This window comes from Pseudomonas sp. RIT623 (assembly GCF_004519305.1).
In the GTDB taxonomy this organism is placed as follows: Bacteria; Pseudomonadota; Gammaproteobacteria; order Pseudomonadales; family Pseudomonadaceae; genus Aquipseudomonas.
The window spans coordinates 23,060-45,970 of the sequence record NZ_SOZA01000019.1; the positions used below are offsets into that span (position 1 = coordinate 23,060).

Annotated in this window: 18 protein-coding genes; 4 read left to right on the plus strand and 14 right to left on the minus strand. The window is 60.0% G+C overall.

Annotated elements, in window-relative coordinates:
• The 13 genes from E3U47_RS14400 to tssB all read right to left on the minus strand — a co-directional run bounded on the left by E3U47_RS14400 (position 1) and on the right by tssB (position 15,543).
• The gene (locus E3U47_RS14400; protein ID WP_134692141.1) at positions 1 to 2,991 is read right to left on the minus strand and encodes a T6SS effector BTH_I2691 family protein; all 2,991 of its coding nucleotides are present in this window, start codon (positions 2,989 to 2,991) and stop codon (positions 1 to 3) included.
• On the minus strand, positions 2,984 to 3,904 hold the full coding sequence (locus E3U47_RS14405; RefSeq protein ID WP_256660279.1) for a DUF4123 domain-containing protein: 921 nt from the start codon (positions 3,902 to 3,904) through the stop codon (positions 2,984 to 2,986). Before E3U47_RS14405 ends, E3U47_RS14400 begins: the two co-directional genes overlap by 8 nt.
• Positions 3,901 to 6,063, minus strand: coding sequence for a type VI secretion system Vgr family protein (locus E3U47_RS14410; protein WP_134692143.1), 2,163 nt, complete (start codon positions 6,061 to 6,063; stop codon positions 3,901 to 3,903). The genes E3U47_RS14405 and E3U47_RS14410 overlap by 4 nt, the downstream gene beginning before the upstream one ends.
• Positions 6,064 to 6,135: 72 nt before the next feature.
• On the minus strand, positions 6,136 to 6,651 hold the full coding sequence (locus E3U47_RS14415) for an Hcp family type VI secretion system effector (RefSeq protein WP_102682902.1): 516 nt from the start codon (positions 6,649 to 6,651) through the stop codon (positions 6,136 to 6,138).
• Positions 6,652 to 6,784: 133 nt separating this feature from the next.
• Positions 6,785 to 7,639: a type IVB secretion system protein IcmH/DotU gene (gene icmH / locus E3U47_RS14420; protein ID WP_134692145.1), complete on the minus strand. Its 855-nt coding sequence runs from the start codon at positions 7,637 to 7,639 to the stop codon at positions 6,785 to 6,787.
• A gap of 1 nt (position 7,640) precedes the next feature.
• Positions 7,641 to 8,978 carry a type VI secretion system baseplate subunit TssK gene (gene tssK / locus E3U47_RS14425; RefSeq protein ID WP_134692147.1) on the minus strand — a complete coding sequence of 446 codons (1,338 nt, stop codon included), beginning with the start codon at positions 8,976 to 8,978 and terminating at the stop codon, positions 7,641 to 7,643.
• A gap of 52 nt (positions 8,979 to 9,030) precedes the next feature.
• Positions 9,031 to 9,825 carry a type VI secretion system lipoprotein TssJ gene (gene tssJ, locus E3U47_RS14430; RefSeq protein ID WP_134692149.1) on the minus strand — a complete coding sequence of 265 codons (795 nt, stop codon included), beginning with the start codon at positions 9,823 to 9,825 and terminating at the stop codon, positions 9,031 to 9,033.
• On the minus strand, positions 9,822 to 10,379 hold the full coding sequence (locus tag E3U47_RS14435) for an FHA domain-containing protein (protein ID WP_134692151.1): 558 nt from the start codon (positions 10,377 to 10,379) through the stop codon (positions 9,822 to 9,824). Before E3U47_RS14435 ends, tssJ begins: the two co-directional genes overlap by 4 nt.
• Positions 10,376 to 11,392, minus strand: a complete 1,017-nt coding sequence (gene tssG / locus E3U47_RS14440; RefSeq protein ID WP_134692153.1) for a type VI secretion system baseplate subunit TssG — start codon at positions 11,390 to 11,392, stop codon at positions 10,376 to 10,378. The genes E3U47_RS14435 and tssG overlap by 4 nt, the downstream gene beginning before the upstream one ends.
• Positions 11,356 to 13,122: a type VI secretion system baseplate subunit TssF gene (gene tssF / locus E3U47_RS14445; protein WP_134692155.1), complete on the minus strand. Its 1,767-nt coding sequence runs from the start codon at positions 13,120 to 13,122 to the stop codon at positions 11,356 to 11,358. The genes tssG and tssF overlap by 37 nt, the downstream gene beginning before the upstream one ends.
• A 3-nt stretch (positions 13,123 to 13,125) precedes the next feature.
• Positions 13,126 to 13,536, minus strand: coding sequence for a type VI secretion system baseplate subunit TssE (gene tssE / locus E3U47_RS14450; protein ID WP_134692157.1), 411 nt, complete (start codon positions 13,534 to 13,536; stop codon positions 13,126 to 13,128).
• Positions 13,533 to 15,023 (minus strand): type VI secretion system contractile sheath large subunit, encoded by a 1,491-nt coding sequence (tssC, locus tag E3U47_RS14455; protein ID WP_134692159.1) that lies wholly within the window; start codon positions 15,021 to 15,023, stop codon positions 13,533 to 13,535. Before tssC ends, tssE begins: the two co-directional genes overlap by 4 nt.
• Before the next feature lie 16 nt (positions 15,024 to 15,039).
• Entirely contained in the window at positions 15,040 to 15,543 is a 504-nt protein-coding gene (gene tssB / locus E3U47_RS14460; protein WP_134692161.1) for a type VI secretion system contractile sheath small subunit, read from the minus strand.
• Positions 15,544 to 15,949: 406 nt separating this feature from the next.
• On the opposite strand from tssB, the gene vasI reads away from it, so the two are divergent.
• From vasI to tssM, 3 genes are read left to right on the plus strand one after another with little or no spacing between them, the layout of a single operon-like run.
• Complete coding sequence (gene vasI, locus E3U47_RS14465) at positions 15,950 to 16,489, plus strand: type VI secretion system-associated protein VasI (RefSeq protein WP_256660280.1); 540 nt, start codon at positions 15,950 to 15,952, stop codon at positions 16,487 to 16,489.
• Positions 16,477 to 17,928, plus strand: coding sequence for a type VI secretion system protein TssA (gene tssA, locus E3U47_RS14470; protein ID WP_134692163.1), 1,452 nt, complete (start codon positions 16,477 to 16,479; stop codon positions 17,926 to 17,928). Before vasI ends, tssA begins: the two co-directional genes overlap by 13 nt.
• Positions 17,929 to 17,933: 5 nt before the next feature.
• The gene (gene tssM / locus E3U47_RS14475; protein ID WP_134692165.1) at positions 17,934 to 21,530 is read left to right on the plus strand and encodes a type VI secretion system membrane subunit TssM; all 3,597 of its coding nucleotides are present in this window, start codon (positions 17,934 to 17,936) and stop codon (positions 21,528 to 21,530) included.
• A gap of 117 nt (positions 21,531 to 21,647) precedes the next feature.
• Here the strand turns inward: tssM and E3U47_RS14480 are convergent, their stop codons facing one another.
• Positions 21,648 to 21,860: a hypothetical protein gene (locus E3U47_RS14480; protein WP_134692167.1), complete on the minus strand. Its 213-nt coding sequence runs from the start codon at positions 21,858 to 21,860 to the stop codon at positions 21,648 to 21,650.
• A gap of 268 nt (positions 21,861 to 22,128) precedes the next feature.
• Between E3U47_RS14480 and E3U47_RS14485 the strand changes: the two genes are divergently transcribed.
• A complete protein-coding gene (locus tag E3U47_RS14485) occupies positions 22,129 to 22,890 on the plus strand; it encodes an SDR family oxidoreductase (RefSeq protein WP_134692169.1) in 762 nt (253 codons plus the stop codon).
• Positions 22,891 to 22,911: the final 21 nt, after the last annotated feature.

A 22,911-nucleotide genomic window follows, 5' to 3' on the forward strand; every position in this document is an offset into this window, starting at 1 on the left:
TTAGCGCTCGAGACGAAAAATTGAACTAACCTCATTTCCTTCATTCAAGCCTTGGTTGGAGCTATAGGCTAAATGCAGTGAGGCATGAGTTTGGTTGTTTATGGTGTTCTTGAAATTCAGAATTAAGCCGGCGCCTATGACGTAGCAAATAGCAGCAAGTGGAAAGACGACCATTTCTCCGTCTTCACGAAGGCTGCTCAAGCTAGCTGACCATTCGCTTGTGCCTACGATAAAGCCCGGTAGGAATACTGTGAATTCCACGGTGGGTTGTGTGGTGGTGACTTCGTTGTGGGTGATGGCGGTCCAGTTTGCTGGTGCCCAATAATTATTTTCATGCCAGCCACTGTCGATCCCGGTCATGCCAAAGGATCGCACTTCTTCTGCGGATATTAGCCTTGGTCCGTAATGCACATCATGCCAGGCTTTAAGTTCGTCTTGCAGATAAGGGAATGGAGGAAGTTTTTTTTCATGATCCAGTACGATTTCGGGATGCACTTCTCCATCATTTTTACGATTGCCGAAAATGCTCCGTGCTGCCCAGAATTCAATAGGGGAGTGCAGGTGCGCATGTGCTTGGGCGTGAAGGTATAAGCCTCCGGCAATAATCGCTATTCCTAGAAGCACTAGCCCAGCTGCGGCCCACCCGGCAAAGGGCACTACTGACGTAGCTCCCGCTACTGCGAGTCCTGCTTCAAGGGCGACCACAGAACCCGCGGCCATGGTCAGTCCACCGCTAGCTGTATAGATAGCGGCAGTTAAATTACCGTTGTTATACTGGCGATACGCCTTTAAACCGTCTGAGACTAAGCCAAAGCCAATTGCAGGGTAGCCTGCTAAACGAGCAAACAGATTACTCCCCAAAAACTTGATCACGCCGTTACCAAACGCCATCCCCGGCGCCGTCGAGCTCAATCGCAGCATCACAGCCTTCTGCGTTGCCCGTACGCTGACCAATGTCGCCGCAGCCGCACCGATCACCCCGAAAATCGATGCCGCAAACCCGGCGGTGTATTCCGGCGCATTGCTTTTCTGCAGGCTGTTGTAAGCCGTCTTCAGCGAGATCACGTTGAACCACAGCATCCCGGCGTTCAGAGCACCGCCCCCGCCCGACGTGAGCAACCCGAGAAAGTTGGGTTTAACCCGCGCAGTGGTGGTCAACTCAACCGCTACCGTCCGATTGCCCGAAATACGCAGCTGCTTCATTTCCTCAACTTGCGCCATGCCGCTCTTCAAATACCGCTCCACCTCCTGGCTGAACGGGTTCTCGCGGATGGCCTGGTCGGTGATCTGGTAACGCGCCGCCAACAGCCCCAGCGCTTTCTCGGCATTGGCCTCACGCGCCGCCAGCAGCACTTGCTGACGCAAGGTATGGCTGGCGTCCCAGCGGGTGTGACCACGCAGGCGTTTGAGCACCACGGCGTTGACGGACTGGGCCGTGAGATCGGTGATGTCGGCAATGGCCGGAAAACGCCCGGCCAGCCCTTCGATGACATTGTCGCTGCCACCCAGCACATTGCCGGCCGCATCGGCTTTGTCCTTGAAGGGGTTGAACGGCGCCAGGGCGGTGTAGAGCGGGCTGTCGTGCTGGTCCAGCCACTGTTCCAGGCGTTTGAAGCGCCGGTCTCGGTCTTCGGTACCGGGTGTCGGCTGGCCCATCGGGTAAATCAGCAGGGCCAGGGAGATTTCCAGGCCACGGGCCGAGATGCGTTCGTCGCGGTCATAGCACGCCAGTGCGGCGGCCAGGCTGTAGGGGTCATCGATATGCGCGGCTTCGGCCGTGGCCAGCCACGCGTCGTGATCATGACTGGCTTGCAGGGCAAGGTTGCGCAGGCCTGCAATGCGCTGCTCCAGCTCATCGCGTTCGGCGAGGAACTGCAGGTATTTGTCGGTATCGATGCGCAGCGCCAAACGTGCACCGTTCGGGGAATAGTCCTCGTGTGTGAGCGCCCGATAACGTGCCTCGGCCGGGGAGAGAGGGCGTCCGGTGCGGGTGGACTGCAGTCTTGTTTCGACCACGTCGGTAGCGGGCATATCCGCCGGGTACATCGTCTCCAGTGTTTTGTTCAGCAACAGGGCGACCAGGTTGCGATGGTGAAAATCGCGGCTCTGCTGGCTGAGCCGTTCGGCATCGAGCTGGTAGCACGCCGGTACGCCTGCCTGCTCGGCGCCTTGCGCGGGCTTGGTGTGTTCGAGCTGCTCGGCGGGCATCAGGTCGTGCAGTTGGTGCTGGTAAGCCGAAACCGACAGGCTCAGGTCCAGGGCCATGCCTTCAGCATCAGCCAGCGCCACCACCACCGGTATCTTCGGTTGGGTGCTGGGATAGTCCCGGGCAATGGCGTTGAGCCTGCCGATGGACAAGGTGGTTGTGGACGCGTGGCTGCTCCAGGTCAGGGACATACGCCGGCTTGCCGGTTTGTAGTCTTCGACCCAGTTTTGCAGCGCACTGAGCGGCAGTACATGGGGCTGGGTGGAGGGGGCCGGGTTGCCGGCAATCAGCTCGGCCATGTCCAGCTGGCGCATATGCCGTTTGCGCAGGGCTGCTGAAGCGGTGATGCGGGCAGTCGTGGCGTTGCTCCACAGGTGCGGGCTATAGCCGATCCACACTTCCTTGGCGGTGTCCGGGCTGGTGTCGGCCCATACCCAGCCCATGCTCTGGCTGGACAGGTAGCGTTCGCGCAAGTGGTAGCCTTCCAGTCCTTGGTAGCGCAGCTCCTGGTAGCGTCCTTCGCCGTCGTACTCATGAATGACCAGCTTTTCGCCCTGGGGACCTTTCATGAACACGTAGATATAGCCTGGGCGCAGCGCGCGCAGGGTGTAGGACGAGTGCTGCAGCGGGGCGAAGCCTTGTTCCAGATTGAAGCCTGCGCCTGCATAGCGACAGGCCGGGGCATCGCCCGTACGCGGCACGATGGCATAGCGCACTGGCAGGATGGGCACGCGTGGGCTGCAGGCCGGGCCGGAGGTGGCGCTGCCGGCGGCAGTATCAGTCATGGTTGGATTCCTTGATTTGGACCAGTGCGTGCAGCTCGCGAAGACGGGCCTGGGGCGACTCGTTGAGGTTGGTGTAGATCTTCGTAGCCTGGTCACTGCTCATCAGCCACATGTGCCCGGCCATCAGCCGAATGAACTGACCTGCACTTTCCTCGTCGCGAAAGTTGAGGGACTTCAGCTGTGGCAACAGGGCTTCAATCCATTCCCTAATGGCGGCTAACGTTTGGGTGGCATGGGGTGGCATGGCCAAGACTTCGTGCGCCAGCGTGAGGATGAAGTGCTCGCGTATACCTGCGTGCAGCCGGTCCAGTTCATGCACGCGAAGGCGCAGCGGTGCTTGCGATATCAGGCGGGCAGTAGTCGGGGAGCGTTCGTGTGTTTTCCATTCATGGGCCGGCCCCCAGTTGACTCGCCAGGCCAGTGACGACACAGGTCCAAGCCAGGTGGCGCGATGATCGCCGTCCAATGCATCGAGCCAGGCTGCAAGATGATCCGGCTTGAAGTAAAAATTGGCCGCTCCCTGATCCGGGAGCATGACCTGAGTAAGGCTGGTGAAATGGTCCGCTAGCACTGCGAGGCAAGCTTCGCTATCCAGTGCTATGGCCCCGCCAACGGGCATCCAGGTGGTGATTGCATGGGTAAGGAGTTCTGGCGCTTCTGAAACGTCGACCAGCAAAGGGCCAAATTCGTGGCGGTCGTCCAGCGCGCTGCGCTTCCATAGCCATGCATGTCGAGTATTTCGACTGACGTTATGGATGAGGTCGAGTACTGATGGGGCATAGGCCGGTACCAATTCGCCTTCTTGCGGTATGGGCCGGTAGGCCCAGTACTCGAGCTCGCGGGTCATGAGCAGGATGAAGCGAAAGGGATGTCCGAGAGGTTCGCCGGACAGCTGCGAGGGTGTTGTATTCATTGGACTGGCCCTTTGATACAGCGGCAGTCGGGCAACGGGCAGGTGCCATCGGGGCGCCGCCCGCATAGGCGTTCCAGAGGTTTGCCAGTGATGGGTGCGCTGCTGATGGAAAAGTGGTTGGTGCTACCGCTTGGAGATTGGAGCAGGACGCCGTTGATGTGTATGGTCGGGCTGTCCAGGGTGATGCCCTTGTCATCAATCCGGATGGAGCCTCCAGGCCCTTGGATGATCACAGCTTCCGCTGTTCGAAGGTCGTAGCGTCGGGTGCGCCTGCGGATTTCCAGCCCCGCCTCCAGCTCTGCATGGCCCTCGACCTGCTGCTCAAGATTGCCGCCGACGCTGATGTGGTGATTGGCTGTGATCCGGTCGTGGCGATGATTGCCGACGGCCTCTATACGGTCTTTGGCGATGTTTATTTTCTGATTTCGGCCTATATCGACAAACGTATCCTGGCCAATCCGGACCCGCTCATCATTGCCCACCGTTTTGCTGCGGTCATGCCCGATACTGAGCGACTCGTCATGATCGACCTGTTCACTGCGGTCATTGCCGACGAAAGTGGTTTCGTTGTGTTTGACGACGTTGTTCTGGTCTTTCTGCGCATGGATAAACACCTCCTGCCGGCCCAGCTCATCCTCGAACCGCAGCTCGTTGAAGCCATCGCCCTTGTGGGTCTGGCTCTTGATGGTCATGCGGGTCTTGTGGTCGGGCAGGTCGTAGGGCGGCAACTGGTTACCGCAATAGGTGCGCCCGGTGATCATCGGCTGGTCGGGGTCACCGTTGACGTACTGGATGATCACGTCCTGGCCGATCCGCGGGATGGCCATCGACCCCCAACTGCCACCTGCCCATCCCTGGGATACCCGCACCCAGCAGGAACTGAACTCGTTGTTGTTGCTCTCCCGGTCCCAGGGAAAGCTGACTTTGACCCGACCCCATTCGTCGCAATAGATCTCCTCACCGGACGGCCCGACCACGGTGGCCATGTGAGGACCGTCGACGCGGGGCTTTTTGAGCGGAGCAGGGCGCCACTCGGTTCTGCCGGGTACAAGCTGCGCGGTTTGCTCGTAACGTGTGCTCTGATCGAGGCCGGCGGCTTCTTCCTGCAGGCTGGTGAACTGGCTGCCCTTGTGAACCACGCTGTTCACGCGCCAATGCGCATTCAGATCATCGCGTGGGTGGCCTGTGAGCGTGAAGCTGAGCCCAGGCTGCAGCCTTACGTCATCGCCCTGAACTTCCGCAATGCGCACATCATGGCGCAGGGCAGTTATCCGGTTTTCGGTGAACGGTTTGCCCACGGCATCGCGTTTGTAGCGGCCGGGATAGTCGAAGCGTTCGTACTCGGTGGACTGGTGTTCCAGGAAAGGGCCGCAAGCACGGTGTTCCTGGCGATACGCCGGGTGAGTGAAGGTGTAGTCGCGCTGGACCTGTCGCGAGGTTCGTACCTGCTCGCTGTAGCGCAAACGCCGAAGGCAAGGCCTGGCTTGATCGCCGCCACTGCTGGATTGATACAGGACGGTGTTCGGATCGATAACCTCCTCGCTATCGAAGAGGTCATCGTTGTCGGTCTTGAGCGCGCCATGGCTGATCAGTCCGAGGGATTGCAACTGATCAGTGATGATCAATTTATGCAGTTTTTCGCTGTGTTCGAAGCGATAGACAAAACCCTCTTCAGCCGCCAGGCGGGCGATGAAGTCGAGGTCGGTCTCGCCCGCTTGCACGCAGAATTCGCGCACCTGGTGGTCCAGGCTCGCGCGAAGCTCGTATTGATCGATGCCCTGACGCTGGAGCATCAGTTCAATAATCTGCGGGACAGTCTTTTGCTGAAAGATGCGCCAGTTCGAGCGCAGTCCGGCGCGGGCCAGTATGGGCTCGACCAAGGCGTGGTAGTAGGTACGGTAAAAGCCGCTTTCACCCTGGCTGAATCGGCTGACCAGCCCATGCACGTGGCGCAGCGGACCTTTGCCATCCCAGATCGTGAATACGATGGGTTTATCCAGCAGTTGGCCGAAATCGATGTCGGGCTCGAAGCTGATCAATTCCAGCTCGAGAGTGAAAGGCGCGCTGATTTCTTCCTTGAGTTCAAACGACACCACTTCAAACTCGGCATTGCCAACGAGTGGCTCGAAGGTGTACCGCAAATCAGATTGGCTGGGCATCAAAAGTCCTTACGCCGTCCGAGAGTTCAAACGCCCCCGGCAGGGCCTGCCTGCCAGGGAGGTTCAGCCGGGTTAGACGACGGGTTTACGCCAGTCGTCGGAGCCTTCGGTGCCTGCGGTGACGTGTGTCCAGGAGATCTTCCGGTACGACATCGATACCTCGATCAACTGGGTAAAGTCAGCGTTCTCCTTGTTTTGTGCGTGCGGCAAGGTGGTGTTGATGTCGACGATGGTGGCGTCCTCCAACTTGGTGGTGAAGAAGTGCTCCTGCTTGCCCTCAACCGAAGTGCGATACCAGTTGACTTCAACAGTCGGCAGCATTTCGCCGCTGGACAGGGCCTGATACATCAGCGGTGTCGCCTTGTTCAGGGCGCTGGTGAAGATGAAGGGTTTGTGGACCCGTTGGCCTGCAGGTTGGCCGCTTTGCGGGTCGGTAGGTACGGTCACCTGGTGCTTGATCTCCTGCACCAGAATCTCGTCTTCGTGGCCCTCGACAAACACGTTGCCGACCGAATCGGAGGTGAAGGCGCCCGCGGTGATGTTGCCTTGGGTCTGGCCTTCGATCTTGATGTAAGCGGGTGTTGGCATGACAGTTTCTCCTGCGTCCATGTGGATAAGCACGCGCACAAGCGGCAGCGTGGCCATCGGAATCGATGGGCTTTTTCAACGCGGCAAACGCTGCGTCAAATCGTTGAATACGGTTGTGCCGACCGCCGGCGGTTTACTGCTGCAAGATGCCGTTGAGCGACTCCAGCACTTCTGTAGTTATCAGGTGCAGGCGGTAGCTGTAGATGCCGTAGGCCGTGGCCATGGCAATGGCGCAAATCACCAGCGGGCTCCACCAGGGCCATTGCCGATTCATGCGGAAGTTGCGCGGGGCAACGTTGGTGTAGGGGTCGCAGGCCGTTGTCGGCGTGGGCCCTCGTAGTTCACGTATGATTCCGTGGAGTTGGTGAATGAGGGTGTTCAGCGTCTCTGCGCCTTTGGGCGCGAGGGCGTACTTGCCTTTGAGCCCCAGGCACAGGGTGAAGTACATGAACTCCAGCACGTCCTTGTAGCGCTGGGGTTCTTGCATCAGGCGCGAGATAACGGTGAAGATCTTTTCGCCGCCAAACGTTTCGCTGTGGAAAATGCTGAGCAGGGGTTCCTGGCTCCAAAGGCTGGCCTGGCCCCATGGCCGTTCCATCACGGCTTCATCAATGAACAGGCACAAGCCATAGGAATACGCCAGAAGTTGCGTGGTCTCGTAGCCATGCTGACGCATCTCTTGCTGGATGTTTTCAATCTGGTTGCGCACCTGCTGGTGCACGTCCTTGATGTTTGGCAAGGTATCGAGCGTGCGTAGGCGCATGACCAGTCCAAGCAACGGTGTGGCTGCGTCCAGCATCAGGTTGTCGTAGCCGCCCCGTAGTTGAAAGTCGGGATCGGCGGGGTAGCCCTTGTAATCAGGAGCGGGCTTTGGTGTGGTTGCCTCGGAGGCCACGTCCCCAGTGGGTAAAGGCGTTGCAAGCGTTGATGGCAACTGCTCAGCTTGAGCTGATACGGTTTCATTGTGTGCGAGATTGTTCTCTTGCATCTCACTCACTCCTGATCGCCCAGAACTGCAACTCGAGCCCAGGGAACTCCCCCGCGATATGAATCCCGAAGCCGTTGGCCGTCTTCATGCAGGCCCAGGCCGGGTCGCGGCGGTCGAGCTCGAAGTAGCTGAAGCCCGCATGGAAGGGCAGATCGCGAGGGGCCACAGGCAGCGGATTTAGCGCAATGCCGGGCAACTGCTTATGCACCAGGTCATTCAAGGTCTCCAGGGATGTGACCTTGGCTTTCTGCAGGAACAGCCGGCGCAATGTTGGCGGCGGCAGGTCCGCGCGCACGGCGAGAATGAAGTCCGCGTCATCGATCAGGCGGCGGTCTTCGAGCGTTGTTGTCATCACGCCGTAATCCAGCGCGTCTAGCGGCAGCGAGATGGCTCGCGGTTGCAGGACCGTTCCCAGGGCGCGGCGTAAAATGTCCTGCAGCGGCTTGAATGACGTGCGCAAAGCGGTGTGCTGATAGGCGGGGAACTCTGGAGGCAGCCGGCTTTCGTCGGTGAAGGTCACGAACTCGCCACAGGCCTGGCTCATATGCAGGTACAACTGCTCGGGGTGTGTCTGCCCCTGCCTGGCCAAGTGCTGGAAGCACGGCCACCAGCGGTTCATGGCCTGCAGCAGGTTGAAGTCGCGGATGTCGGCAATACCGGACTGGCCCGATGCGCCTATCCGGCTAGCCAGGTTGCGCGAGCGCTCGCGCAGGGTATTGGTGATCTCCTCGAGGTAACGCTGGAGTGCCGGCACCGCCCGTACCGAGACGCTGGTCGGGTAGAACCCTTCATCCAGTTGCAGGCTGCCATCGGGCCGGCGCTCCAGAATGCGTGCCATGGCAAGGCGAGTGTAAGCGCTGCTGTCATCGGCCTTGCGTTTGAGCTGAAGGTTGGGTACTGCCAGATCGACCTGCGCCAAGTCGCCGTCGGCGCTATGGGTGTCCTTGATTTCCTGAGCCTGTGCGCTGTAGCGGAAGTTGGCGGCATTGTCGGGCCAGCTCACCTCTCGGCCACCCTCGGTGCGCAGTGGCAGGCAGAGGTAGATCTCGCTGTCTTTCGCGCCGTTGTCCTCGATTTCCAGCGGCGGCGGCGGTGGCAGATCTGCCGGGATATCGAACACCGTGCCGTCCGGCATGGTGCCGCGCGCGCGGGTGATGGCGATCTTGCCCAGGCTCAAATATTCGTCGTTCAGTTGCAGCTCGCTGAATCCATAAAAGGCTGCGTTCAGGCTGCCAAGGCGTTGATGCAGGGCCGCTTCAGCGGCACGGCCAGCCTGCTGGAAATGCTGCGGTTTGACGAACAGACCTTCAGGCCACAGGACGGGATTACGTGAACTCATGAGCGCTCCATGTCAGCGTGAGTAAGTGAGAAGGGCTGGCTTGCAGGCGCCATCAGTCCTCCTCCTTGAGCAGGATCTGCGTGTCGTTGAGCAAGACCGACAAGATGATGTGTTGGCCGCGCGGTGGAATGCGCAGTACCTGGCTCCAGGTCGCGTTTTCCTGGTGGCGGTAGTCGGCGATCACCGCGATGAACCGGGTCTCGGCCTCGATAGCGGCAAACGGAATGAACTTGAATTGCCCGGGGCGTAGCAGGTAGTCGTCATCACGAATGTAGGTGCTGCGCAGCACCTTGGCGGGGGTCTTTTCCAACAGCTCATAAATGCTGTTGCGCAGCAGCGAGTCGTCGCGCAGTTGCAGGATCTTGATGGCCATTGGGGTGGCGGCCAGCTCGGGGGCCACTGTGGTTGCACGCGGTAAGGTCAGCACTACATCCGAGTCTTCGTAGTGGCCCGGCGTGTTTTCCTCCAAGGGAGAGCGAGCCGGCTCATCGGCTTCGTCCTCTGGTAGTTCGACGGGCGAGATGGCCGGGAATTGCTCGTGAAGAAACTCGAGCAGGGTCCCGACTTTCTCGGTCAGGGCATAGGGGTCGGCCGCGCTCAAGCTGACTGCGTAGGGGCTGGGCTCCAGGCTGCTTTCTTGCTCAGTCGCTGCTTGCAGGCTGTTGGGGTTGCTGTTGAGCGTGGGGCTGGCGTTGATGCTGAACGCGATTTCGGTGGGCTGATCCTTGGTCGCGCCGACGGGTATTGAGGGGTCCAACGCCACTTGGCCCATTTTGCTCAGGGCGGTGCAGCCCGAGAGCCCGATCAGTGTTGCCAGAAGGCCGGCCGTGAGTGAATGACGCGTCATGAGCGTTCTCCTACGATCAGGCGATCCAGCGGGTTCTCTTGCACTGGCCGTGTCACTGCTTCCAGGGCAGCCAAGGGATCGTTGCCCATACCCGGATCGAAGGCCGAGTAGATCTCAGCGACTTCTGGAGCCGCCGTGGGCTTGGGCAGCCAACGCTGCGCGGGTGTGTCCAGGATGAGTCGGTCGAGCACCCGCAAGTCTGTGTTGAACAACTCTTCCAGCGAACGGGCATCAGCTTGTGAAAGCTGGGCCAGCAGTCGATAAGCGCCAACACGTAGCCGGTCACCCTCGAGCAACCGCCTGGGTGACAGCGGCCCCAGGCTATCGAGGTTGTCGTTCAAGTAGGTGCGCTCGCAGCGGTCGATCACGCAGAAGCCGCCTTCGATCCAGCGGATCTCGCAATGGATCGGCGCCACGCCCTGTTCACGATCATTGATCAGCCACGTGGCTCCCGCGCTGCCGACGGTGCCGCCTGCACGATCGAATTCGTGCCGGGCGGTAACGTTGTGCTGCAACTGGTCGAGGTTGGTGATGCTCAAGATCAAAGTGCTCATGAGCGCCCCCGGAACCGCACGACGGGGCTGATCTGGCCGTGGCGGTCATCGACGAAGCTGGTCCAGCCCAATTGGGCGCCACGGCTGGGGTGCAGACAAAAGGGCGACAGCGCGTGCTGCTTCAGCCGCAGCTCCAGGTCGTAGGCCAAGCCGTCGCGCAACAGAAAGTCGATCAGGGCACGCAAGCGGTTGAAGTTGATGCCGCTGGGCAACAGGTCACGCAGCTGTGCCTGGTCGAGCTCGCTGATCACGATGGTGAACTTGCTGCTGCGAGTCCGCGTGCGACTGCCAACCAGGAAGGAATTGCCCAGCTCACCATTGCTGCGGCCAAGGCTTACCTGTTGCTGGATGGTCGTAGGTACCGAGCGGGTTTCGAACTCGCGAATCTGTACCTGCTTCAGGTCGAAGCAGTGCGCGATGATGCCGGCGACGGTGCCCGGTGCGCGGCTGCGGCTCGCGATAACACCCGCGAAGCTGAGCAGCCGGCTCCAGGGCAACGCCGTGTCGCCGCGCAGCTGTTTGTCATTCAACCCGAGCAGGGCAAAGATGTACTGGGAGAACCCATCGCGGGCACCCGGCTGGAAACGAATGTAATAGCGGTACTTGCGCCAGATGCGGTGTAGCAGGCTGAGCAGATAGTGATTGAAGAAGTCGAAGAACGCCGGTCGCACGCCGATACCCTGTGCATGCTCGTATGCCACCTGCTCCAGGTAGTAGGAAGGCAAAGGCGAATCAGTGCCGTGCAGGCCCATGAACGTGGCGCATACGCGATAGCGATCTTGTGCCTCGGGCATGCGTTCGGCCTTGCAGATGTCCGAAGCGGGGAAGCTCAGCCGCGGGTCGCTGCCAAGTCGAACGCGCAAGCGGGCCTCTTCGCTGGGCCAGCGGGGTTCAAGATCGTCTCCGTGAAGCCCGTGAAGGCGCTCGAGCAGTTGGTAGAAGTTGTACCGGTGCGCGCCCGCGAGCAATTTGTCGGCTAGATCAGCGGCTGCTTGCCGGTCTGGATGGGCCATGTGTAGTGCTCGTTGTTGGTGATGTTGATCACTTCCAGTTGATGGAAGGAATTGATGCTGGCGTACAAGGCGAAGAAGTGCGCCAGCACGCAGCCGAACAGGTACAGGTCGCCTTCGCAGAGGAATGCGGCCTGGTCGAGCTTCAGTTGCGTGCGCAGGCCACGAATGGGCTGTCCTTTGATCAGCCAATCCAGAGGCGCCGTTTGGATATCCCGAATGCCGTCGAGGCGTTTGCGGGTGGTGCGTGTCTGCTGGATGTCGTGCAAGGCCGCGAAGTCATAGGCGCGAATAACCGCCTTCAATGGCTCGGTCGAGAGCAGCGACAAGTAGTTGAGCGACATGTTGGAGATCAAGGCCCATTGCAACTGGCCGTCCAGCACCGGCCGATAGGGGCGGGTCGGTGCACAGATATTGGTGTAGGTGGTCAGCGCCGGGGTGACTTCGCAGAGCACATTGATGTCGTCGATGCCCAGAGCCAGGGGCAGGTCGCGGTTGGTGCAAGTCAGGTCGATGGACGCCGTTTCCAGCTCACCGATATAGGTATTGGCGTCGGCACGCACGAAGGCGATGCGATGCGTGACGCCATCACCGCGCAGTGAGTCTTCGAGGGTGTAGCGGTAGTACAGCGCCGTGCGCCCTTGAACGTGCTCGATCTCGTGGGCGAAGGATTCGAAGGGGCGGAAGGTTCGCAGGTGCTTACCGGTACTTCCGTCGCTTGTCGTACGGGTGCTGATCACCTGATCGACACTGAAGATTTCGTAGGCGTGACGCTCGGCGCCTTTGGGTGTGAGCTCGGCCTGGGCGGCCTCGTTGGAGAGATCAATGGGCTCGGCGCTGTGCTTGAACAGGTTTACCGCAGGGGCGCAGAACAGGTTGAAATCCGCTTTGCCAATGCGTAGCGAGTCTGGTAGTTGACGGGTGAAGTGGAATTCCACGCCGACCTGCTGAGTCGTCTGATCAGGCCAGATCTTCTCCAGGCCCGTCAGGGCGAAGAAGTGAAAGCGCTCAGGAAAAATGAAGTATTCCTGCAGGATCCGGTAACCGTCGAAGACGTTCTGCGGATAAGGCAGCAAAGCGTCGTCCGGGCTGAAACCTGGGAAAACGATGCTGCTGGCCGGCAGCCGGCGAGCCTGACCATTGATGGTCACGCTGACATGGCTGAGATAGTGAGCGATCCAGAGGTACAGCGTGCGCGCTGTTCGGGTGGTACCGCTCAGGTGAAAGTCGAGGCTGGTGCATTCGAGCGTGTTCAATGGGCGCTCGACCAAGGTGCGTAGGTCGATGCGAACCACTGAACTGTCGAGCGTTTGAGTTGAGCCCACCGCGTCGATCTCGAACGGGTGAATGTCCACGGCGGTACAGGTGCGGAACTCACAGGGAATTCCATCGACAGGCTTGGAGAGCAGGCGTGCCCCCCTTGGCACGCGTTGCGACTGGCTGAGCGCCTGTTTGCGCGGTGTGAACTGGATGATCGTGGCACTTGGCAGCGGGCGAAGGTAGTTGGGCCACAGCAGCTGCAACATGGGGTGCGTCAGCTCTGGGAGGTCGTCCTCCAACTTGAGGCGCAGCTTGGCCGTCAGGAACGCGAAGGCCTCCATCAAGCGCTCGACATCGGGGTCGCTGCCACCCTTGCCCAGCAGGCGGGCAAGTTGTGGATTGTCCTGGGCGAAGTCGTTCCCCAGTTCATGGAGGTAGCGCAGCTCTTCGCTGAATCGATCCTTGAGCGACATCGATCACCTCACTTGGGTATGGCGGTTATGGCCGTTGACCAGCAGCTCCAGTTGCAACTGCTCCGTGTGGTTATTCACCTGCACGTGGCAGTCCAGCCTGAAATGCAGCTCCTGAGGGGCGTGACAGTCGGGCACGGCCTTGAGTGAACGCACCTGCACGCGAGGCTCGAAACGCTGGATGGTGCGGCGTATGTCGGCGCTCACTTGTTTCAGGAGGTCGCCACTGCTGACGTCATGCCCGTTGAAATCGCGCAGGCCCAGCTCAGGGCTGCTCTGTGAGCAACCCTGGCGAGCGTTGAGCAGCGTTTCCAAGTGGCGCTTGATGGCGGCGAACTTGTGGGATGCGTTCTCTTGCCTGGACGGCGCCCGGATCACGGACTGATCGGCAACCAATCGATCGAAAAATCCGCTCATTGGGTGTCGAGCCGGCCTACCAGCGATATCTCGAAGTTCGCGCCCATGTATTTGAAGTGCGGGCGCACGGCGAGCGAAACCTGGTACCAACCCGGATCGCCGGCAACGTCTGAAACCTCGACCTTTGCAGCACGTAGGGGACGGCGGCTGCGCACGTCGGCCGAGGGATTTTCCTGGTCGGCGACGTACTGCTTGATCCATTTGTTCAGCTCGGACTCAAGGTCGCGACGTTCCTTCCAGCTGCCGATCTGCTCGCGTTGCAGCACCTTGATGTAATGGGCCAGCCGGTTGACGATGAACAGGTACGGCAACTGTGTGCCCAGCTTGTAGTTGGTTTGAGCCTGCAAGCCTTCCGGGGTCTTGGGGAAGTTCTTGGGTTTCTGTACCGAATTGGCCGAGAAGAACGCGGCGTTGTCGCTGTCCTTGCGCATGGTCAGCGCAATGAAGCCTTCTTCGGCCAGCTCGAATTCCTTGCGGTCGGAAATCAGCACCTCGGTAGGGATCTTCGCTTGCAACTGCCCAAGCGCCTCGTAGAGATGCACCGGCAGATCCTCCACGGCGCCACCGGACTGCGGGCCGATGATGTTCGGGCACCAGCGGTAGCGGGCAAAGCTGTCGTTGATGCAGCTGGCCAGCAGGAAGGCGGAATTGCCCCACAGGTAATTGTCGTGTCGCCCGTCGATGCTTTCTTCGTAGTTGAAGCTTTTGATCGGCTGTTCCTGGGGGTGGTAGGCCGAGCGAAGCATGAAGCGTGGCCCGGTCAGCGCAGTGTGGCGGGCATCTTCGCTTTCGCGGAAGGCGCGCCATTTGGCATGTCGCGGACCTGCGAAAATGTCTTTGATTTCCTTCAGATTGGGCAGCTCTTCAAAGCTGCTCAGATTGAAGAAGTCGGGGGAGGGGGCGGCCAGGAACGGGGCATGCGACATGGCGCCCACGGAGGCCATGTAGCTCAGTAACTTGATGTCTGGCGAAGAGGGGCCGAAGTTGTAGTTGCCCAGCATGGCCGCCACCGGCTCACCACCGAACTGCCCATAGCCTGCGGTGTAAACATGTTTGTACATACCGCTGCAGGTGATATCGGCGGCATTGTCGAAATCGTCGAGCAAGTCTTCTTTGCTGACATGCAGGACTTCAAGCTTGATGTTCTCGCGGAAGTCCGTGCGGTCCACCAGGAGTTTGAGGCTGCGCCACGAGGATTCGAGCGCCTGGAATGCCGGTTGATGAAGAATGGCATCCATTTGCTTGCTGAGCACTCGATCCAGCTCTGCAATCATTTGGTCGACGCGGTGTTTATTGATTAATTGATCTGGGGCATCGCTTTTGAGTATTTCTGCAATAAAGGCCGATACGCCTTGACGAGCCACTTGATAGCCCTCTTGAGCGGGCACTAGTTTTGTTTCCGCCATGATCTGATCGAGCAAGGTGGCATGGCTCAATGTCTCGCCAGATAGTTCTGCGGCGAGTGAGGTGCTGGTTGGCTTTGGCATGGGACGCTCCGTTGTCTCAGTCTTCTTTTGGCGCCTCAAGCACCAGGTTCAATTCTTCGGCGAGTTGTTTGCGGGCCTGCTCGTTGCTCAACAGGTGCTGCAATTGCTTGCGGAAAGCGGGCACGTTGCCCAGCGGGCCTTTCAGTGCCACCAGCGCCTCACGCAGCTCCAGAAGCTTGCTGAGCTCTGGTACTTGGCGGGCGATGCCGTCTGGCCCGAAGTCATTGAACGATCTGAACTGCAGGTTGACCGCCAGCTCCGCGTCGGCGGCCGTGCTGAGCATGGAAGGTACCGACACGGCCAAGCTGACATCGGCGTCGTTCAACACGTTGTTGAAGGTGTGTTTATCTATACGCATGACCGATCGGTCTTCCAGCGCACGGGTGTCATCCAGGCCGAAGTCGCCCATTACCAACATCTTGTGCGGCAGCTCTACTTCGGCCTGTTCATCGCCGGTGGCGGGTACGTATTTGATGTTGATGCGTTCTTTGGGTGCAACCGACCCTGTGGATTTGGCCATCGCAGAATCTCTCCGTGTTCTTAAGAATTGTCCGTATTGGGTTTTTAGTTACAGATTAGTATGTGGGAAGATTCCTATTTATTTGTCTGATGTATAAACAAAGTGCGGGATTGGTTGTGCGTCGCGTAAAAACATTGCACTTGGTTTTGTCATATCGTCGAGTGTGAAAATGTTAAAAAATATTTTTTTGTTTGTTGCTGTTCCGATGGGCTAGGCTCTTGCCGTTTGCGGGAATTTGAGTGCCTGAGAGGGCTGTTTCAGATTCACTAATTTGAATAGGTCATATGCGCCGTATGAAAGGTATTTACTTGCGATGCTGGGTAATAAAACTTGTGGCGTAAGTCTTTGGCTGGTGCTCGGGTGCATGCCAATACCCGTGTATTCCGATCAGGATTGCTCGCGGATCGTGTCCAACCTTGAGCGTTTGGCGTGTTTTGATGAAGCCGCCGGAACGCCTGCACACTCGGTGCCCATGCAGTGGTCGCCGCCAGAACAGGACTCCCCCACGGTGCGCCGGGTGCTGACTCACGAAGCAGGACGCCATCCCGACGACCTGGCGTTTCGACTCACGCCTGAAGACGACGGGCTGACGATCTCTGCACCTGCAATCGCTTCGACCGCGTCGCATCCCTACCTGGTGATCAGTTGTTTGCAGAACATTTCCAGGCTGCAACTGGTCACCGCGCAACCCATTGATGCTGGTCGGGTGACGGTGCGATTGCAGGGGGAGCGGAGCACCACCGTCGCAACCCCTTGGCAGGTGACGGAGAACGGTCAGGTACTCGATGCGGGCCGGGGCTTGCCCGGAATCGAGCAGATCAAGCAACTGATTGGGGCCCATCGCATTCAGGTCCAAAGCGACAACCGCTCCATTGATGGATTGGTCTTCGATGCTCAAGGCCTGGACCCGCTCATCGACGAGGCGCGCAAAACATGTCGCTGGTAGCAGAGGTCAACGCACAGGAAATTACACGGCTGCTCGCACCAATCGATGCGCAGGCACCGGTCGGTCTGTTCGATGTGGAGGACGAAACCTATCAGGCCATTGACCAGGAAATGGTCAAGCTGGGCGGGCTGCAAGCATCCACCATCGACTGGGCCTATATCGAGGAAGCGTCACGCCAGTATCTGGCGCAGCAGTGCAAGCACTTGCGTATCGTCGCGCACCTGAGCGCTGCGTGGCTTCGCAGTGGATGTTGGGAGCGATGGGGTTTTACCTTGGCGTTGCTGGCCGGCATGGTCGAGCGCTATTGGGAGGTTGCGCATCCAAAGCCTGGCCCCAAAGGTTTCCTGGGCAAGCGCAAGCTGGTTGGCCTTGTGCTCGACCGCTTGAACGAAGCGCTGCCGCGCCTGGACCGCTACACATTCACCCCTGTTCATGCGGCCGTAGCTCAAGAGGCATTGCAGCGCCTGCAACAGCAGCAAGCCGTTGCTCAGTTGGATGGAGCCTTTCTGAATGATGTAGATCGACTGCTGCGCAAGCAGGCGGAACAGGCGAGCGGTGCTGGCGAGCCTGCTGCGGCGAAACCGTCGTCGGCGACCACCGAGTCTGCACCGCTGGCCGAGATCATTGCCACTCCAATGCCTCGTGTCTCGTTAGGCAGCGAGCGTGAATCACGACGGGCCGTGCTGGCCATGGCCGAGTTGATCAACCAACAAGACCCCTACGACCCGACGGGCTACCAGCTACGTCGATTCGGCCTGTGGGCCCATATCCAGGCGGCGCCTCAAATCAAGCAAGGCAATCGCACGGAACTGATGGCGGTGCCGCTGGATATCGCCAGCGACTATGAAGAGGCGATTGCTGGCACCGCGATCGACGCGGCGTTGCTTCAGCGGATCGAAAAGAGCGTGACGGCCTGCCCCTTCTGGGTACGCGGCAGTTTCCTCGCGGCCAGTGCGGCGACACGGCTGGCGATGGGGGAGGTAGCTGAGGCAATTCGCGCAGCGACTGCCCGATTCGTCCAACGCATGCCCGCGCTCCAGCAGTTGTGTTTCAGCGACGGCAGATCGTTCGTGGACGATCAAAGCATGGCTTGGCTCAGAGGCGCAGTTGGGCAAGCGCAAGCCGAATCTGCCCACGAGTTCGCAGGCCTGCGCGAAGAGTTGGCCGGTCAGTTGGACGCAGGTGGGGTAGAGCCGGTTTTGCTCAAGTTGCAGGCCATGCAGGCGGACCTTCGTGCTCCGCGTGAGCGCTGCCATACCACCGTCATTGCGGCCGATTTCTTGGCAGCGCGAGGCGTGTCCTGGTTGGCTCAGGACCTGTGCGCCAGCGTCGCACGGACCATGCAGCACACCACGGCCGCCGTTTGGGAGCCAGAGGTGTTTCAACGACTGCAACATTATGCCTCTGCTCATGTGTTGGCTGATCAGAACAAGGACTAGGCCCCATGAATCAACTATGGACGCTATTGAAACGATGGGGTTTGCCCCTGATGACTCGGATCGGCCTGGCCATGCCGCTGCTGCTTGTGCTGGGTACCGTGCTGATGCTGGTCGCCATCTGGTGGCTCGGGCCGCAGTGGATGTGGCGTGAACAGTACCCGCTGGCCAGCATGGCGCATCGCAGCCTGGCCAGCCTGGTGCTCGTGCTGGTGCCGCTGTTGTGCTGGCTAGTGGTGCTGCGCAGGCGATACGTTCGCCTGCAGGCTGAGCGCAAGCAGGCGGTGGCCGCTGAGCTGGACAGCGTATTGCCGCTGGTTCAGGCGCAAGAGAAAGCCTTGGACCAAGGACTTTCGCGATTTCTCGATGGCGCAGGCGGGCGACGTGCGTTGTATCGGTTGCCCTGGTACTTGGTAATAGGCGACCAGCATGCCGGTAAGACCAGCTTCATCGATCGCACAGAACAAAGCTTTTCCCTGACCCGTATCGACAAGGCACAAGCACGAGGCAGGCAGGCCCAAGCGCTGGCCTTTCCGATAGGTTGGTGGGTCAGCAACGATGCGGTGATCATCGATCCGCCAGGGGCGTTCATGAGGCAGGAGTCGCTGGCAGGCTCGCCCGTCGACGAACCAGGCGCACCGCATGTATCACCTGCGGCCCCCGCCAGATTGTGGCAGCACCTGCTGGATTGGCTATTGCGCAACCGCAGCCAGAGAGCCCTCAATGGCGTATTGCTGGTAGTCGACTTGCCTGCGCTATTGCATGGCACGCCTGAGCAGCGCGTTGCCTTGGCACATGTGTTGCGCACCCGTCTGTACGAGGTCGGTAGTCAGTTGGGTTCGCGGCTGCCGCTGTATGTGGTGCTGACCAAGTTCGACCTGCTGGATGGGTTCGATCAGCTCTATGCCGGTCTTTCCGTCTCGATGCGGGAAAAAATGCTCGGTTTCACGTTCAAGCTGGATGCGATCGGCACGTTCGACGCTTGGCTGGAGGAGTATGGCGATCACTACGAGCAGTTGATCAGCCAGCTATTCGAGCAGGTGGTGGATCGGCTCGATGCGCTGGACAGTGCTGCGCAGCGCGCGCGCCTGTTCTCATTGCATGCCCAATTGATCGGCTTGCGCCCAATACTGCTGGGGTTTCTGAAGGAAGCGCTGGCCAGTGATCGCTACACCACGCCGGCCTTGGTACGTGGTGTGTACTGGTCCTCGGTCATCCAGCAAGGTGACATGTTCAATGCGTTCGTGCGCGAAGCCGCGCAGCCCTACAAGACGAAGCTCCCTCTGCTCGAGGGCAAGGCGCAAGGCAAGGCGCTGCCGTACTTCATTCAGCATGCGTTCGGGCGCGTCATCTATAAGGAAGCCGGGCTTGCTGGGGACAACATCAAGGTGGCGCGCAGCAAGCGCCAACTCCTATGGGGCGGCTCTGGGTTGGGCATACTGGCTTTTTGTGTCGCCATTGCCAGCTGGCAGCGCTTTTTCGACATCAATGGTGCCAAGGCTGCCAACGTGCTTGCCAAAAGCAGGGAATACAGCCATCACGAGGTGGATCAGCGTATGGATCCTACCGGACGTAACCTGCTGGAGCCGCTGGACCAGATTCGCGATGCGGTATCCGTATTTGGCGACTACCGCGTTGCATGGCCGGGTGTTTCCGATATGGGGCTGTATCAGGGGCGCGCCATCGGCCCGCGTGTCGATGAGGCATATCTCAGCTTGCTCTCCAAGCGGTTCCTGCCGGCCTTGGCCAGTGGTGTGATCGATACCATGGATGCGGCTTCGCCAGGCAGTGAGCAGCAAATGGCTGCCCTCAGGGTTTACCGCATGCTGGAAGACCGCCAGAACCGCCGCGCCGAATGGGTCGAAGAGTGGATGGCCCGACAGTGGCAGCAGAAATTCCCTGGCCAGGGGCAACTGCAGCGCGACCTCATGCGGCACCTTAAGTACGCCTTGGCCTACGCCGATACCGACCTGCCGCAGTACAGCCAACGTGTCGCCGTGGTGCAGGCAGCGCTGCGCAAGGTGCCGCTAGCCGAGCGGGTTTACGCCGGCCTGAAACAACAGGCGGGGGAGCAGTTGCACACCGGGTTGGACTTGCGTCATCAGGTCGGGCCGGCCTTCGACGTGGTGTATCAGGCGTCCATGGGCGCCAGGAAGGGTGATGATGTGCTGTTAGCGCCGATGCTCACGGCCAAAGGCTTCAAGGAGTACTTCGAACCACGCAGTCAGAGCTTCGCCGATTTGGCGATGATCGACCAATGGGTGCTGGGCGAGCGTAGCCAGCTCGATTATTCGGATGCCGACCGGGAGGCGCTGAGCGAACGGCTGCGTAACTTATACAGCGCCGATTACATTGACAGTTGGCGCCGTGCCCTCAACGCATTCAGCGTGGCTGATTTTCGTGACCTAGACCATGGTGTCGCGATCTTGCAGCAGTTGACGGGGCCTGCGGCGCCGCTGCATCGATTGATCGATACGGTAAGGGACAACACGTCGCTGTCATCGACTGGCGTTGTTGAGGCGGCAGATGAAGCCAAGACAGTGCTGCCGACAAACAGCAAGCCTGAGCATCAGCAGGCGTGGACTATTCAAAGGGCCTTTGCCGGGCTGAGCGCGATGCTGCAGGGAACGGCAGAGAAGCCTAGCTACTACGATGAAACCCTGGCTGCTATCACAGCCGTGCACGACTACGCCAAGGCGGTGCAGGACAGCCCGGACCGAGGCAAGGCTGCACTGCAGGCCGTGCATCAGCGCTTTACGATGACCGGGCATGATCCCATCGGCACCTTGCAACGGGTATCCATCGGCTTGCCTGAGCCGATCAACCACCAGATCCGAAAGGTGGCTGATCAAACGGCGCAGGTGTTAAACGTTGAAGCCCTGCGCGAGCTGGAACGGCGCTGGGACGCCGAGGTGTACAGCTTCTTCCAGCAGCGCCTGGCAGGCCGATACCCCTTCGTGGCCAGGGCGCCCGATGCCTCCCTGGATGACTTCGAGGCGTTCTTTGGGCCGAAAGGTCGGCTACAGCAGTTCAATGATCAGTATCTGAAGGTGTTCCTGAAGGACAACCTCGAAGCCCTGCAAGCCGGGCAGCAGGGGCAGTCCCTGATCCGCAGCGATGTGATCGAGCAGTTGGAACTGGCAGACCGCATTCGTGAAACGTTCTTCGATCAGCGCGGCAACTTGAGTGTGCAGTTCAGTATCGAGCCGTTAGGGCTGAGTGCGAACCAGCGCACCAGCTTGCTGGACCTAGACGGTCAGTTGATTTCCTACACCCATGGCACGAGCCAGATCACTGGCATCATTTGGCCAAATACGCTTGGGCAACATGTGCGTAGCAACCTGACGCTGCTTAGGCAGAACGGCAATAGCAGCAGCCTGGAGTATCGAGGGCCATGGTCCATGTTTCGCCTGCTCAGTCGCGGTTCGCTCAATGGGCGGACGGCGACCAGCGTGGACCTGAGCTTCAGGACCGGTGATGGCGTGATGCGCTATCGGCTCAGCGCTGAGAAGGCCTTCAACCCGATCACCCAGGAGCCTTTCAAAGGGTTCCGATTACCGCGCGGTTTGTTGCAACAGCCACCCAAGCTTGCACAGGCCAGGTAGAGTCCCCTGGGCAGCAGGTCGGTCACAGTGGCGAGATCATCCGGCAAGCGTTGCTCGCAATCGCTTCCCAGCATAGAAGAAGAGGCCCAAAGGCCTCTGTCTTCCCACACTTGAACTCTACAGCGGCGCGCCGGTGCTCGCTTCAGGCGCCGAGGTCAGATGGATCGCTGAACACAGCAGGCGCAGGGCGATGCGGTCGCGTTCTGGCAGGGCGCGGAAGTGCTCGAGCAGGTTCGACTCTTCTTCACTGAGCGGGCGGCACGAAGGGGTGGCGCGGCCCTGGGGCAGTTTGCGTAAGAGCTGGATCAGATAGTTATTCTTGAATGCCATACATCACCTTGCTTGTGTCTCCATCCCTGGGCGATTGCTCTGTGTCCTTGCGTGGGCGCAATGCCCAGACAAACACGTGGCGGAATTTGCAGTGTAGGGGCATGTAGCCATGCCCCGCATCCCGCGCATCATTACATTTGTTTTCCACTCCCGCTGGCCAGGTTTCATGACGCGCGGTGCAGCGAGCAAGAAACAGAGTGTGCTGTTCATCGCCCTCCCTGAAAGTGGTGTTGCCAACCCAACAACCCTTTCAGGATGAGGTCCGATCATGCAATTGACAGGCAAGGTAGCCATTATCACTGGTGCCAGCTCGGGTATCGGTCACGCCGCCGCGCTCTTGTTCGCCCGCCACGGCGCCCGGCTGGTGCTCAGTGCGCGACGGCAGGCGGCGCTCGAGCAATTGCTCGAGACGCTGGGCCGTGAAGGCTATCCACTGGCGGTGGCGGTCGCGGGGGATATCAACGACCCCGCCCTGGCCCAGGAACTGGTGAATACTGCCCAGGGCCATTTCGGCGGCCTGGATATCGCATTCAACAATGCTGGCACCCTGGGTGAGCTGGCGCCGTTGCCGGCGTTGTCGCTCAGCGCCTGGCGGCACACCCTCGACACCAACCTCACCAGCGCCTTTCTCTGCGCCCAGGCCCAGCTGCCGGCACTGCAGGCCCGAGGTGGCGGTGCGCTGGTGTTCACTTCCAGCTTCGTCGGCCATACCCTGGGCCTGCCCGGCATGGCCGCCTACGCTGCCAGCAAGGCGGGGCTGATCGGGCTGACCCAGGTCATCGCCGCGGAATATGGCGCCCAGGGCATTCGTGCCAATGCGTTGTTGCCGGGTGGCACCGACACGCCCATGGGCCGCAGCGTGGCGAACAGCCCCGAGGCGCTGGCGCAGGTGGCGGGGCTGCACGCGCTCAAGCGCCTCGCGCAGCCGCAAGAGATCGCCGAGGCGGCGTTGTTCCTCGCCTCGCCAGCGTCGAGTTTCATGACTGGCGCGGCGTTGCGGGTGGATGGCGGGATATCGATTGTGCGCTAACCGAGCAAGCTGGCGTACATG